We start from the raw sequence: 15,424 nt of genomic DNA, 5'->3' as shown, positions 1-15,424 counted from the left end.
TAAAAAAACAATAAGATCGATGCAATTTATAAAATTTTTCCTGGTTGTATGAGTATAGAAAGATGCCTCGATCACTACAGTCCTTTCTCTGATGATTTCAAATTGGCTGCAGAGAAGTTCACAGAGCTGAACCTTCACAAGAAGGTAGCAGTCGTTGCGGAGTCGGCCATCGCAGGGGTGAAATCTTTCTTTATCATGGGCGCTGGCGCCTTTCCGGTGTTCCGGTCACTGGTGAATAAATGGACTTCAAAAGAGTTTCAGAAGGCCGACCAGGATGGTCTGGCAAAAGATGCGAACCCGGTTGATGTTAAGTCCAAACACGAAGAGACGAAAGAAGAGCTGGCTTCCCGTATCGGCAGCTTGGCCAAACGATGGGTCTTCAAAGTGATTCCGAAGGTGGTTCCGGAGATGAAAGTTCCCTTCAAAATCATCAAGATCGCTAAAAAGTCTCTCGGCATCGGCCGGGCAGTCTATAACAAAGACTTGTTGGGAACGATGAAGAAAATTATCCCCATTGTTTTCACCATTATTGGCACGATCGTTGGCGGACCTGTCTTTGGCGCGATCTTTCTCGCTTTAAAAATCTATGGCTGGGCCAGCCTCTTTTTCGATACCGCCACCGAGGCCAAAAATGTCTACAGCTTCTGGATAGATCGGGCAAGCGAGCCGACGAAAACCGAAAATCTCTTCGAATCAACAATTTTGGCTGCCGCCACTGTGTAAATTAGCTTATACCGAAAGTATCTCAAAAATTGGGATTTTGGCTTTTTAGAAAGCCCCGGGATTGAAAGATGACAAGTCGCCTCATATTAGAAATGGGAGGCGACTTGCAATGTTTCACTGCCGAAACCTCTCTCCTCGCCCAAAAACCAATTCAGCAAACAGATCGTATGATTTTGCTATAGAGGCGCCCATAGGTAGGCAAGACAGGGGACTTCTCTTAAAAACCATCCCTGTCGAGTCCTTCAAGAAAATGCGGAAAACAGTTTCATCTTTTTCATTTTTACGCTCCCTTGCCGCATGTCTTCATGAACATCAGGCCCAGCATGCGGAGAATCTCGGAATATGTTTCCGAGCCGAGCATGTGGTCGATGAGCGGAGGGCCGAAGATTGTCCCAACGAATACGACATTACTGTTGTCGTTGAAGATGCCGTACATTATTCCCAGGGGGTCAAAAAGAGATACACCATCTCTTAGGCTAACAAAGTTTGTGGCGCTCTCGAACCCCGCGGTTGCAGGAATCATCGTTGCCGAGCCAAAGGAGAAAACCCTGATCATTTTTCTCTCCTCCGGAGTTAAAAGGTTAGCCGCCTGTGCAGTATCGGATCCCCCTAGGCTATGGCAATAGTGAATGATGAGGCCGCCGCCTTCCACTCCTCCCATCTCTCGGATGAGGCTCTTCCATTTGGAGGCCAGCCTCTCCGCATAAGTTGAAACTAATCCCATTTTGGTCAGGAACGCTTTCATCAAATCCCAGCACCAGCCTTCTGTCGGTCTGAAAATGTAGTGGATATTGGCACCGCCATGAGTTCTAAGGATGTGTTCCATCGATTCGCTCAAGTAGGAGCGGATATTGGAGATGCCGTTGATCAAAGTGATGCGGACATTGGAGGCTGCCTCCCCCTGGCCATACACGCCTTCTTCCCCTTTCTCCCCATAAAATCCCGCCAGCCCAAGCAGCCCTTTGCCGATCGTTGCCTCCATCAGGGTTGTCATTTCGGCCTCGACCAATCGTGGGTAATTGGCCTCTGTCTGGATTCTTTCCACGATCTCGTTTTTGAAGGCAAAAAGATATTGCAAGCCTTCCCATACTGATGTGAAGAAATCTCCCAGAACAAAAAGGCCATGCAAATCCTGATTGTTGACAGGGCTGTTTTTGACATACAGATAGCGGTTTGGACCATCTTGGTATCCCAGCGGATCGAGCGTAATCCAGCGTCCCGCAGAAGGGTCTAAAAGCCTTCTTCCAAAATAGATGAATCCGGTCTCGTTGTCTTGGCGTTTACCTGCAAAGCGCCAGGGCGACAGCGGCTCTTTGTTTTCAGAGAAGACATTTTCTTCTCCAAAAGCGTTATACCGGTAGTACTCCACCACTTTTTTATCTTTGAAAGACACCAGGCACCTTTGCGATCCCGTGAGATCGTGGAGGGGAAGGTAGGGCTTTCCGTGGATCTCGATCGCCAGAGCTGCCCCGATTTCCGCGCCCTTGCCGATGCCCAGTATGCGTAGCTCAGAGATCTTGCCTTCGTCGGACACGGAGCCGATCTCGTTAGAGCCCTCCCAGAGGTATTTCACCGTGTGCCGCTGCCCGTCTTCTTCGGTCAGCAGTTTGGCGATTCTTCTGTGGAAAGGGTCATAGATGTATTCTGCAACGGGGTGATCGTCTTTAATCACCTTAGTCAGCCTGTTCAGCGCGTCATAGATGAACCGGTATTCCGAACCGTCAGGATCCTTTCTTGAAACCATGTTGCCGTTGGCATCATAATTGAAGCTTTTACCTCCGGAAAAAGAGAGCAGGTTGCCGCCCGAATATCCATACGCTCCGTCCGACTCTTTGACTCGGTTGCCCAAAGTGTCGTATGCATACTCATCGCGTCTCCAGGTGGTGTCGAGGGTTAGTTGCCCCTTGACGTCGTAAGCGTAGTCTATCTCCGTCAATCCCCCCGCATCTTTAATGCGTCTTTTGGTTGGTTTTCCACCCTCTTCGGAATAGCCGATAAATTGGTCTGAAAAATACGGTGTGTCGATGGAAGCGGCATTTCCGTTGCCGTCGTACTCAGTCCTCCTCTCCCCCAGATCCGCTGGAAGGCACTCGCAGAGGATTCGACCTTTTTCATCAAACGAGGTGTATTTGTGACTGTAGAGGACGTCTCCAAACCGGTTTATCCTTTTGACGTCTTTCAGGGAAAGGGCGTCATATTCATAGGCGATTTCGGTCAGGTCGGGAAGTGTGATTTTCGTTTTTCTTCCTTTAATGTCGTAAGCGTACTGCATGGACAGGCCGTTGCCCAGCACCTCGCGGATCACAAGCCCTTCGTCATCGTGTTCTCTTAATGTCGCCGTCCCCTTGACCAAATCGATCGCCTCGATGATGTTACCCTGTAAATCATACTCGAAGGCGTAGTCGATTGTGCCGTCTGATGATTTGACCCTTCTCGGGTTTCCCCATTCATTGTAAAAGGTTGAAACAGACTCCCCATCGGGTTTTAAAATCGTCTCCAGGCGACCGTTTTGGCTGTAGACATATTCCGTCTTCCTGACGAATCCATTTTCAGAAATCTCTTCGATTTCCTCTATCCTGTTCATGGGCCCGTAACGAGAGAGAATGGTAAACTCTTCCCTTTTGGTGCCCTGAAAGAGTACGTCATGAGTCTCGCGCGTCTTATTGCCCGAGAGGTCATAGGCATACTCGATTCTTTCGATTGTTTCCCCAAAGCTGTTTTTTGTTGTTTTGCTGATTGGCCGTCTTAAGGCATCAAGCACCATTTCTGTGAGGTTGCCGCTCTTGTCTACACATATTTTTGATATTTGCCGGCACCCCTGAGTCTGGATGATCTGTTCTGTGATGGACGCGGCCTCTTTGGGATCGTTTAGGTGGGGGATTTTAAAATGATCATTTTTCAAGATCCGTCCGGTGAAGTCCTCGATTCGTTCACAAGTGATTTCACCCCTCTCATCCCTTTCTGTGTAGGTTGCCATCTGGAAGGAATTGTCAGCCCACTCTTTTTTAACCATGACTCTTCCATGGCTGTCGTATTCATATTCTATCTTCTTTGATCCCTTAGGACCTGAGATGAGAACCGATTGCAGATGGCCCTGGGGGTCGTAGGTGTAGTGGCTTTCTGATCCCTTTTCATCCCCTGCGACTAAATGAAACGATGAATAGCGGTAGGCGCTTTCGCTTAGCGTTGCCCCGCCTTCTGAGATAAGCTCCTTTTTGACGACTCGGGCTAGCTGATCATATTCATAGAGAACCTTGAGTCCGTTTCTTTGTCGTTTCTCTTTCAGGCACCCTTCCCTTGTGTACCTCATTTCCTCGCTTGATCCATCGGGATAGGTTATTTTTAGAGGCTTACCTCTGATGTTGTACTGAGTGAGGGTTTCGTATCCATTGGGATCGCGAGTTTTGATACGGTTTCCGAGGAGATCGTATTCATATTCCTCGCGTGGTCTTAGGAGCCTTCCGTCATCTGCGGCGACTAGGGGATAAGAAATGGCTTTGAGGTTTCCAATCCCATCGTATTCATAAAATGTTTCGTTTCCATATTCATCAACGGAAGCCACTTTTTGTCCTAGCGGGTTGTAGATATAAGACTCTGTCTGAATCTTGCTGTCTCGCTCTTCAGTCGTTTTAATCAACCGGCCCGCCTTATCGTAGACGAATGTCTTTTTGACTGGATCTCCCTCGGCCGGAAGATCAATCTCCTCTTCTACTTTCCCCGCATCGTTGTAAGCGTATATTTTGTCCCCGTAGCTAGAGTCGAAGGAGCGGAGCAGGCGACCCAAGAGATCATATTCCCACTCTTTCACAACCAGCAGCTTTCCTTCCTCATCCACTACTTCCTGGCGTGCAAGATTACCGAAGTGGTCATAGGAAAAGAGAGTTTTCTTCACAAAAACCTCGCTCCCGCAGCCTACGTCCAATGCGGTCTCGAGAGACTCGACGATTGCTCCAAAGGCTTCCTTTCCTCTGTTTCTTTTGAATCGGGTTATTTTTCGCTCGGAAATTTGAGAAACATCCTCTTTCTCATCGCTTTGACCGTCATCTGTTACAGCCTCGATCAGGAGTCCGTTTTCATCATACTGAAAAAATTGGCGAATGAAGTTGCGCTCTTTATTGCATAAAATGAGCTGTGATATTTTGTCTGAATTATCCTGATAAAAATACCTCGTGATGAGGCCTCTTTCGTCAATTTTTTCAGCCAGTCTGGAGGGATTGTTCTCATCAGGGATGGTGTAACGGTAAGTGATTTGGCACTTCTCAAGGTCTGTTCCCAAGGGTTCTCCTTCGGCGCTTATTGTCAGCGCATCGGGAAAGAGACCCGTTAAATTGCCGAAGTATGTCTCCTGGATAACGTTTCCGAATGGATCGTATTTTAATGTCTTACAAAACTGCACCTCTCCCCTGTCGTTTTCGAGCGTATAGCTTTTCAGCTTGGGAGGGTAAGTTTCAGAGGGTGTCCAGTATAGCACCATCTTTTTGACCAGTTTTTTGCCTTCCTTTCCTCTTTCCCACCACTCTAGCGCGAGGGGGAGCCCATTCGGGCTATACAGGTAAATTTTTTCATTACCGGCAGCATCTTTGACGATGGTTTTCCCTGTTTCATAAAAAAATGTCTGGAAAATTTGAGAAGCGCCTCCTGGGCCGATAGGAGCTTTTTGCTGTTTGACCTTTCCTATGCGGAAGTCGGAGAGAGGGTTTTCGATGGTGACAAGTTCCCCTCCAACGTTGTTGTATTTGTTGTCGTAATAGTCCGTTTCAATGAACCCCCCTCCCGGCATCAGGATTTTGGAGATGAGATATTTCCTTTCGAGAGGGTGCTTGCGGTAGTCGTACTTTAGAGAACGTCCGTCGGGAAGGATAACCTCGTCAATCAGGATATTGTCTGTGGTTCTTGAAGGGTCATTGACGGAGTAGCGATAGAGGACTTGCCTGCCGTCTTCGGCTTTGAGGACAAGTTCTCCACGAGATGAGCGGTCAAGCGTAAGCTCATGGACGCAAAGGGTTTCATCGGGGCTCAGCAGACGTATTGAGCTGAGGAGGTTGTTTTGATCAAATTCATAGACAGTCTTGGCAAAGCTGGCCGATTTTGAACTTTCATCCTCTTGCGCCGTGAAAAAACCTTCATGATTGAATCTCCAGTTGGGATTTTCGTAGCGCCTTCCGGTGCCGAGGTCTGTAAACTTGCGTTTGATGGACAAAGGGTAGGAACCCGGCATATGCAGGTCTTCGAACTCTTCGTGGTAAGTCCCCGTGATGCAGTCGACCTGTCCGGATATAAATCCCGGAGGGGTGACGCACTCTTGAGATACAGATGCTGGCGCATCATCCGCCCATCCTGTCTGGCTGAGCAAAAGCAGGAGGGATAGCCATAATACTGAACGAACCATAATAATCTTCTAATGTTATTAAATATTAAGCAGCTAAGGATACGAATATTGAGGATATTTTCGCAACGGCCTAGGAATTATTAAGATATAAATTACAGCTGTTTACCGAATGTGCATCAAAATCTATTTTTAATGATAAGGGTCTCTCACGATTTAACGATTGCAAGTCATCTGATATCAGAAATATGAGGTGACTTGCCCTCTTTAGAGACTGTCCAAAACTCAAATCGTACGATGTCAGCTTGTGGACGGTCCTCCTAGAGTCTCGGGAAGTTATGCTTTGCGAAAGAAATTGAGATATTTTGAGTCTTAGAGACCGTTCAATATTTTTTTGAATGCGCTGCCTTATGTTTATTTCTCCTCCTTAGTTGGCACTGATGGGAATAGGGGGATCAATAATCTTGTTGCTGTTCTCATAGCACACCCTTTTTGGATTTGAAATAAAAAATTTGCCGAAGAGTAGCCTATGCCTGCTCCTTGCAGATTCTCTATCTTGCCTTAAGATGAGGAACCCACTATAACAGAGACATCGGAGAGCGTTGCAGGGTTTTAGTCGGTTTTATGAAGATTATCGTCGTTGGGGCAGGTACATTTGGCTCCTACATCGCAAAACTTTTATCGGAAGAAGAGCATGATGTCGTTCTTGTCGATAAAGAACCTCTCCGCCTGCAGGCGGCAGCGGAATACCTCGATGTATCGAGCCGCGTGGGCTCAGGTTCTGACTGGCAGCTTCTGGACTCGCTTTTTGAATTATCCCCCGATCTGATCATTGCCGCCACGGATAACGACGAGTTGAATCTGGTCACATGTTCCATGGCCAAGCAGCTTGGATATCCAAAAACTATGGCCCGTATCCGGGACAGCAAGCTGTTGAACAGGTCACGCCTTGACTTCGGAAGGATCTTTGACGTCGATGACTTCATAGGCCCTGAGCTTTTAGTCGCCCATGATATCGTGAAATATATGCTGAGCCCAAGCTCGGTTTTTGTTGAAAATTTTGCCCACGGAGCAGTTCAGCTCAGGACGATTATTGTCCCGGATAAGTGGCGAAGGGGAGACAAACCGATTGCCGAACTGCGGCTGCCGGAAGGGATTATTATCGGCCTGATTCAAAGAGAAACAGATGAGAGACGCGCAGGGATTTCCCTCGGAAAAAAAAAAGTGATTTTCCCACACGGAAATGATCGAATCTTACCGCGCGACGAAGTCACTTTTATCGGCGAACTTAAGGCGATTCAGGAGATTCACCACTTTTTTGGTATTCCTTCCAAACCGATGAAATCCGCTTTCATCGTCGGCGGATCGCTGACGGCTTTCAACCTGGCCAAGCTCTTGGAGATGCAAAACATTGAAACCACGATCATCGAAAAAGATTTTGAAAGATGTGCCCGTCTCGCCGAGGTCCTGCCGCAATCGACGATCATCAATCATGATGGAACGGATGTCAATTTCCTTAAGTCGGAGAAAGTGGCGAGCAAGGATCTTTTCGTGGCAGCCACCGGCGTTGATGAAGTCAATATGATGGCTTCGCTGATGGTTAAGGAGCTTGGTCAGGAAAGGGTAGTCTCCCTGCTCACAAACAGCGGGTATCGGTCGATAGCCAGTCAGCTGGGAATTAACCATACGGTCTCACCGATTGTTTCCGCCGCGAGCCAAGTCTTATCCCGTGTATTTTCCGGGACGGTGCGCTCGCTGGTATCCCTCTACGATAATCAGGCTGAGATCATCGAGATCAATGTGCGCAATGACTCTCCCGTCATCGGAGTGCCCCTTTCCGAGCTAGGGCCGCTTTTTCCATCGGATTTTCTGATTGCGATGATACAGAACAGGGGCAGGACGATGATAGCCAACGGCAGCCGGATTATATCCGCGGGAGACTCTGTTATCGTGATCACAAGTCCTAAGCATGTGCCCGAAATGCAAGGCATATTTTAAACTAGGTGGCGGATGCTTTGGCGTGATATTTCGAAAATCTTAGGACTTTTTTTCTTAGGCTTCAGCCTGGTTTTCACTCTGCCGCTCGTGATGGCAGCCTACTACGAGTTTGGCGCCGCAGCAGAGGGGCATCCGCAGCCTCATTCAACCGTTGCCTTCTTAATCACTTGGCTTGTCACAGCGGCGTTTGGCGGAGGACTCTATCTCTTAGGCCGCAAAACCGATGGGATCATGTACCGAAGGGAGGCTCTGCTCGTTGTTGTCTCTATCTGGTTTCTGATTCCCTTTTTCGGCTCGCTACCCTTCCTTTTCAGCGGGACCCTTTCCAATCCTTTTCAGGCCTACTTTGAGGCGACATCGGGTTTCACCACAACGGGCGGGACGGTTCTCTATCCTAAAAAATATGACGAGACGGGTGCTGAAATTCCCTACAGAAAAATTGTGGAAGGGGCGCAGGACATCGAATATGTCTTTTATGGCACTGTCGCTCCCGTCATCGATAAGGCAACGGGCAAGGTTTTGTTTGAAGGTATTGAGGCGCTGGGAGTGACGCTCCTTTTTTGGCGTTCCTTGACTCAGTGGATCGGAGGCGGAGGCATCGTCGTATTGTTTGTTGCCGTTCTGCCTGCTCTTGGAGTGGGCGGCCGGCAGCTTTTTTATCAGGAAGTGACAGGTCCTGTCAAGGAGGGGATCACTCCGAGAATCAAGGAGACGGCAATGAATTTATGGAAGATTTATCTTGTCATATCGTTGCTTCAAGTATTCTTTTTAATGCTGACCAATGACGAAATGCCCTTTTTTGATTCCCTCATGATTACATTCGCCAATGTTTCAACCGGGGGATTCTGTATCAAGAACACCAGTATAGGGTTCTATGACAATCCGGCCACCGACTGGGTTTGCATTATCTTCATGCTTCTAGGAAGCATTAACTTCACACTCTATTTTTACCTCCTGACCGGCAAATTCTTTAAGCTTTATGACCGGGAGCTTTTTCTTTTTTTGGGGTTGATCTTTGTTCAGTCCGCACTTTGCTCTGTCGAAATTGTAGGGACTCCCAACTTCTTGCTCGATGGCAGGACAGGCGAATCTCTGTCTTTAACCGACGCTGTTCGGGTGGCGACCTTTCATGTCGTCTCAGCACAGTCATCGACAGGATTTTCAACAGCCAATTTCGATTTGTGGCCGTATCCAGCGCAGGTCGTGATTCTTGTTGCCATGTTCTTAGGGGGAATGGGAGGATCTACCGCAGGGGGAATCAAGACGATGCGCCTCTATATCTTGTTCCGTGTAGCTCAGTTCAAAGTAGAATCGCTGTTTCGGCCGGAAACGGTACGTCGTTTCCGCATCGGCAATAGCGAAATCGAGTGGGAAGCGGTGATCAGGGTCCTTTGCTTCTTTCTGATAGTCATTGCTTTCACGGCCCTTTCCACTTACCTACTTGTGCTTGACGGCATTGACCCGGAGAGTGCGCTTGGGATTGTGACAGCAACGATCAATAATGCCGGGATCGGCTTTAGGATCGTCGGACCTGCCGAGTCGTTTGCACCCCTTTCCGATAGGGCTATCGGTTTGGCATCATTTCTAATGATCTTGGGCCGTCTTGAATTTTTAGCGATTTTGGCGATTTTGGTGCCCGCTTTCTGGCGCAATAAATAAAGAGGAAGGCAAGCAGCATCCCCTGTTGAGACAGTCTTAAACCTGAAGTTGTATGATTTTTTTAGTACAGTCTCTTACCAGTACAGGCGCCAGACACCATCGCAATAAAGGGCGTGTCCCTGAAGTGTGACTCTGGTGTCTTCCTCTGTCATTCCCGGGCACGGGGCAATCTGATGGAGAAACTGTCCGCTGTGCACGACCATCGTTCCGACACTGTAAGGTAAAAAGTGCATCGGTGTCCTCTCAGCGAGGGCTTCTATCTCCGTATCGGCCCGATTTTTGTTTTCAAGCCAGTGGATATCCCAGTAGTTCAAACCAGATCCGCAACGAGGTAGTGTAATGGGGAGGGTGAAACTTAACGGATGAATTCTGTCCACCTCCTTGAAAGGCCACTTTACCTGGAGCTGCTGCAAATCGAAATGCAGGTGGGCCTGAGGCTTTACGAACAGGGGATGGTAAAGAAAGATATGAAACCCCGGAAGGGCATGGAGGTGGTCGAAAGAGGCTTTGCTATTCGTTGTCTCCTCCAAGGCGGTTTTAACCTTGTCCAGAAGGGAGGAAAAGTGCAGCTTCAATACAGGGTTGATAGCAGCCTCGATATTCCGATAGGGAGATTTTTTTCTTTCCGGGTGGTCAAGATAGCAAGCCGCTCCGAGCGTGTAAAAGGGAGCGACTCCTCCTCCTCTATCCGTCCAGAGCGGTCTCAAACTTTTAACTATTGCCCAGATCTCTTCGCACTCTGCTTTACTAAGCAGTGGAATGGCCCGGATTTCTTCCATCACTCTTTTTTGTCGGATTCTTTGTCATTGACAATGATTTGCTTGAGTCCGACGGCGACTGCCGCTCCAATGATAATGGCTGGCGCTTCGATAAAGATGCCAAGCAGAGCACCGCCCAAAATCAGGCTCCTTACCATCCCTTGCTTTTCGATAAAGGATTCTAAGGATTTCAAAGGAGTGATGATCTCCTTGGTAAAATAGAGGCCGGCGATGGCTCCGATGATAGCTCCGCCGTAGAACGGTTCGAAGAAAAGCATCAGAATGCCAACGATCATGGCGATGTAGGCAAGAGTGTCTTTCATGTTGGAGGAAGCGAGCTGGTAAACATCCTCCAGACGTTCGGGTTTGGCTTTTGGCTCTGGTTTCTCTTCTTTTTGCGGCATTCCTTCGTCTGCCATAGGTACCTCTTTTGGTGGTTGCAGTTTTTGCCATCCTAAGAAAAAGATGATCAGAGATCAATTAAATATTTTAACCGTTTGCGATTTGCATCAATTGGCATAAAAAAAGGATGTGGCGGGGAGCGACAATTTTTCGATTTGAATATGATAAAGTTTATCTAAATCCAATCGAGATCAACCAAGTCGCATGGAGAGTTTTTTAACGAGTTCAGTTTTTTTCTTCTGTTGGTCTGTTGGTTGCTCTTTAATTTTAATTTGTTTATAATTAATTAATAATTGGACAAGCCGATGGCCTATTCCGAACGTGGCCCAAATTTGGGTTTTTGGCAAAGGGAGCGCTCTCTTTTTTTCGGGCCTATTCGGTATAGAATCTAAAAACAGTCCTATGTTACTTTCTTATTATGGTTTCGCGCTTTAGGTCATTTCACATCCGTCAGGATCTCTTCCAGGATCTTTTTGAACAGATTCCTAAGGTCTTTGCTGCGCTGGCAATTATTTTTGCCCTTGCGGCCTCTTTATTGTTTATCTTGGCCAGAGGTGATGTGGCGCTGCCTGAGGTGTCCAAGATAAAGACGACGCTTCCCAGGAATAGTTTTCAGAAAGATGAAAATGCCTACGCGGCATTTGGCGAGGGAGTGTTTGCTCTGACTTATGTAGCTCCCAGGATGCATCTTCCCGATCTTAAATCGCATTTGACCTATTTTGGGCAAAATGGCCGCCCGGATGTTAAAATGGAAAGCCCCCTTCTTCATTTTTCGCTTGAGGGTTCCAAAGATATCATTTCGGCAAAACCTAAAGAAAAACTTTTCTTGCAATATCGTGGCGGCGAGGGAATGGGCAAATATGTATTCAGCCCTGGCAACCAAGAGACATCTCTCTGGATTATTCCCGGAGCCCAAGATAATGAAGCGACGATCAACGTCGGCATGATTGATGAAAGGGGAAATGAAGTCTCCTCTCCAAGCCAGCTTGCTAAGTTTCAGCTGCAGGAAAAAGAGCTCGCGAGGACTTTGCAGAGCGGCTGGGAGCTTGGAAAATGGAGAGTGGACGGAACCTTGCTGGCAAGGCAGCGTGCTCGTTGGATGGGTCAGGATAAGTTTTTAGAGAGGCACGGCGGCGAGGAATATAAGGACAGGGCCGGAAAGAGCCGCATCGATTTTGGAGAAAAAGAAGAAGTTTATTCGGTTTATGTCGATGCCGGGGATATTCTGGTTTGGAAAGATGGCCGTTTTGAGAATGCCGAACCAAGCAAAGAGACGCAGAAATACCCTATTCTAGTAGTTAAAAAAGTGGATGAGCGGCTCATGAACTTGGAGCTTTGGGATGTTGAAGGAAAGAAAAAGCTCGCTCTCAACCTACTCAAGTCAATGGAAACATGGCTGCCCAATGACATCCAGCAAGAATTTAAATTCATCGGCGCCAGGACAAAATCCCAGTACGTGTTCGAAGTCGAAAGTGAAAAAATGCTCCTGAGCCCCCATGACTGGCTCATCATGACAGATGAGGGGTGGAAAAAGCTGACTACGGCTGAAGAGATAGACCAATATGTCGAAAGAAGAATGACAGGCACACTATTCGTGTTCGACGGGATTGAAAGAAGGGATGACCAGCAGGTAATGAAAGGGCTTCTCTATAACCCTGCGAGAACGCTTGTTCAGGATATCGAGCTGCCGGTTCAGAAGGAAGGGCTCGTCTACCAACCTCTCAAAAGATCCAAAGAGAGCATAGGCAAGAGTGCAACTTCCATCCCACAACCCTTTGCAAGCAGCCGTCTTGAAAACATCATCAAACAGAGAAACAGCCACACCGCGCGTGAAGGAAGTAAAGGTCCGATACCTTAAATTGAGACTTTGTCAGATCAGTTTAAGGGCAGAAATGCTAAGATCCCCTCTCCTTTGTCCGGAATGTGAATCATGATAGAGGATACAACTGCACCGGCATGACCAATCAATCAAAAATTCTAACAGAACTTCACTCTCTTTTACCGATTCGGCAGCTAGCGAGCCAGACGGTTGCCGCTGCTTTCCTTTTATTGGTTCCTTTTCATGCCCTTTCGGGGCAGACGATCGCTGAAAAGAAAGCCAGTCTTTCTCAGGGAAGTGCGTCGAAAGATTTAAGCCCGGAAATGCAGAAGTTTCTCTTGCAGGTCAACAATGAACTGAAAGAGCATCGTGAAATTTTACGCGAGCTCTATGGAGAGGCGGAAGATCTTTACCAAAAAGGAGTTTCCGACGCTGAGTGGAAGCAGCTTTTAGAGGAGATCAGACTCGTCAGGAGCAATATCCAGGTTCTAGAGGAGAGCTGGCGCAAGATGGCGGAAGAGCATAATCAGCAGGAAGATTATGCGCTGTGGCACCAGCCTGATACAACGCTTGGTGATCTTGTCATCGACTACGGCTCTTCAGACTACGTTTATCTGATCACACCCGATATAGCCTCCATCCCCATCAGTGTCAATTCCAACATCGCCATTCCAAGATCTTCCTGGACAGAGATGCTGACCACAATTCTGGCTCAAAACGGGGTCGGGATCAAGGAGTTGAACCCTTACCTGCGCTCTCTCTACTTGACTAAAGAGGATTTTTCCACGGTTAAAGAACTCACGAACAAGAGAGAATCGCTGGAGTTGCTGGCTCCCTACGACCGTATACTTTATATCCTCACCCCCAATCCTCTGGAAGTGAGAAGGGTCTTTCTGTTTCTGGACAAGTTCGCCGACCGATCGACAACTGATCTTCAGACCATCGGACGCGACATTTTGATTACTGGTCCTGTCCAATCTGTTCAGGAGCTGCTCAAGCTCTATGATTTTATCGAGAAGACGACAGGAGGGCGGGAGTACAAGGTCATCGCGCTGAAAAAAACCGATCCTCAAGAGATGGCAAAAGTTCTGACGGAGATCTTCGGACAGTTTTCGGTGATTCCCGATACTATTTCCCAGGGAGAAGGCGTAAACGATGGAGGGCGCTCCGAAAGGCAGGACTCTGCCGGCCTGAAAGTGATTGGACTCTCCCATCTTGCACGGGCGATCATCTTGATCGGAACCAAAGAGGAGATCAAAAAAGGCGAAGATATCATCTATCAGGTGGAGTCAGAGGTTGGCGAGTCGCTGGAGAAGATAGTCTTTACCTACCACTGCAAGCACACAGATCCGGGCGAACTGGCCGCTATTTTAGAGAAAGTCTATCTACAGATGATTTCAAGTAACGTCATTCTGACAGATCCTGCCGGTGGAGACGCAAGTCAAAAGGCCAGCCAAAGGCAGAATGTCGCCATCACCGAGATCAATAATCCTGACCGCGACAAGCTGCCGGAGCAGCTATACCATGAGAAGTTCTTTGAGGAAGGCACCTACGCCGTCAACCCGGCTCCGGTGCAGCCGAATAGACCGAGGGAGCCAAAACCCGATCCCAATAAGGGCAGAGAGAACTTTTTTGTCGATCCGAAGACCGGAGCTATTGTCATGGTCGTGGAGGCTCTTGCCGTTCCCAAGTTGAAAGATCTGATCAGAAAGCTGGATGTCCCTAAAAAGATGGTTCAGGTAGAAGTTTTGCTTTTTGAGAAGAGGATGGAGAAGGAGAACTCCTTTGGAATGACGCTTTTGCGCATGGGGACAAATGCCTCCCAAACCAATAAGGCAGGAGTGAGTTTCAACGATATTGAAACAAGCACTGCGAACGAAGGCATTTTCCGCTTTTTCCTAAGTCAGATGAAGCACTCCTGGATGCCCGCTTACGATCTGGCCTATAAATTTTTGCTGTCGTGCGACGACGTCACAATCAATGCCAGCCCGTCCGTTGTTACAATGAACCAGACCAAGGCGACGATCAACATCAACGAAGAAATCTCGCTCAACACGGGTATTTTCGAGGTGGAGACTAGTAAGGGTGTGACTCTGAAGGATGCTTTCACGCGTGCTCAGTACGGTATTACGATTGATGTCACGCCGACCGTCCATATGCGCAACGACGAAGAGGGCATCCCATTCGGCGAAGAAGCAGATTACGTTTCTTTGGAAACCGATATCTTCTTCCAGACGATACAGCCCGGATCCGACCCGTCCCGTCCGAATGTGATCACAAGGCATATTGACAACGTTGTCAGGATACCCGATGGGCAGACTGTCATTTTAGGCGGACTTCGCAGAAAAATCTCATCCGATCAAAAAGACAGCATTCCCTTTTTCGGTGAGTTGCCGGGTATCGGCAAGCTTTTCAGCAACACCGTTTTGAAAGACTCATCTGTGGAGATGTTTATATTCTTAACACCTAAAATTATTTCCGATCCTCAGGAAGATTTTGCACGCCTCCGCTGCGAAGAGATGACACGCCGTCCGGGTGATACTCCAGGATTTCTCAAGCGCCTTGTTCTTGCGCGGGAGTGTGAAAAAAACAGGCTCATGGAGGGGTATATGACTATGCTCTTTGGCAGGGAAAGAGAGCGGTTCTATTACAGGCCCGGTGAGTATTATGGCCACTAAAGAACCCAGCGAGACAGCGGCAGGAAAAGATGAGCTTGTCAAGCGAGGAATGCTTTCTAGC

General features: G+C 48.0%; 8 protein-coding genes. 5 read left to right on the top strand and 3 right to left on the bottom strand.

Annotation, left to right across the window (positions count from 1 at the left end; genetic code table 11):
• The first annotated feature begins 48 nt into the window (after positions 1 to 48).
• The gene (locus ELAC_RS00305) at positions 49 to 723 is read left to right on the top strand and encodes a hypothetical protein (RefSeq protein ID WP_098037280.1); all 675 of its coding nucleotides are present in this window, start codon (positions 49 to 51) and stop codon (positions 721 to 723) included.
• 280 nt (positions 724 to 1,003) lie between these two features.
• Here the strand turns inward: ELAC_RS00305 and ELAC_RS00300 are convergent, their stop codons facing one another.
• Positions 1,004 to 6,112, bottom strand: coding sequence for an RHS repeat domain-containing protein (locus ELAC_RS00300; RefSeq protein WP_098037279.1), 5,109 nt, complete (start codon positions 6,110 to 6,112; stop codon positions 1,004 to 1,006).
• A gap of 561 nt (positions 6,113 to 6,673) precedes the next feature.
• Here ELAC_RS00300 and trkA point away from each other — a divergent pair.
• Positions 6,674 to 8,047, top strand: a complete 1,374-nt coding sequence (gene trkA / locus ELAC_RS00295) for a Trk system potassium transporter TrkA (protein ID WP_098037278.1) — start codon at positions 6,674 to 6,676, stop codon at positions 8,045 to 8,047.
• Between the two features lie 12 nt (positions 8,048 to 8,059).
• Positions 8,060 to 9,706 carry a TrkH family potassium uptake protein gene (locus tag ELAC_RS00290; protein ID WP_098037277.1) on the top strand — a complete coding sequence of 549 codons (1,647 nt, stop codon included), beginning with the start codon at positions 8,060 to 8,062 and terminating at the stop codon, positions 9,704 to 9,706.
• Between the two features lie 74 nt (positions 9,707 to 9,780).
• Here ELAC_RS00290 and ELAC_RS00285 read toward each other — a convergent pair whose 3' ends face one another.
• Complete coding sequence (locus tag ELAC_RS00285) at positions 9,781 to 10,485, bottom strand: hypothetical protein (RefSeq protein ID WP_098037276.1); 705 nt, start codon at positions 10,483 to 10,485, stop codon at positions 9,781 to 9,783.
• Positions 10,485 to 10,883 (bottom strand): hypothetical protein, encoded by a 399-nt coding sequence (locus ELAC_RS00280; protein WP_098037275.1) that lies wholly within the window; start codon positions 10,881 to 10,883, stop codon positions 10,485 to 10,487. Before ELAC_RS00280 ends, ELAC_RS00285 begins: the two co-directional genes overlap by 1 nt.
• Before the next feature lie 401 nt (positions 10,884 to 11,284).
• On the opposite strand from ELAC_RS00280, the gene ELAC_RS00275 reads away from it, so the two are divergent.
• Together ELAC_RS00275 and ELAC_RS00270 are read left to right on the top strand one after the other, a co-directional pair.
• Complete coding sequence (locus ELAC_RS00275; RefSeq protein ID WP_098037274.1) at positions 11,285 to 12,724, top strand: hypothetical protein; 1,440 nt, start codon at positions 11,285 to 11,287, stop codon at positions 12,722 to 12,724.
• Between the two features lie 98 nt (positions 12,725 to 12,822).
• Positions 12,823 to 15,363: a type II secretion system protein GspD gene (locus tag ELAC_RS00270; protein WP_098037273.1), complete on the top strand. Its 2,541-nt coding sequence runs from the start codon at positions 12,823 to 12,825 to the stop codon at positions 15,361 to 15,363.
• The last annotated feature ends 61 nt before the right edge of the window (positions 15,364 to 15,424 follow it).

This window comes from Estrella lausannensis (genome assembly GCF_900000175.1).
Lineage (GTDB): Bacteria > Chlamydiota > Chlamydiia > Chlamydiales > Criblamydiaceae > Estrella > Estrella lausannensis.
The sequence above is the reverse complement of the archived record's forward strand: the minus strand, read 5'-3'. Positions and strand labels throughout refer to the sequence as shown.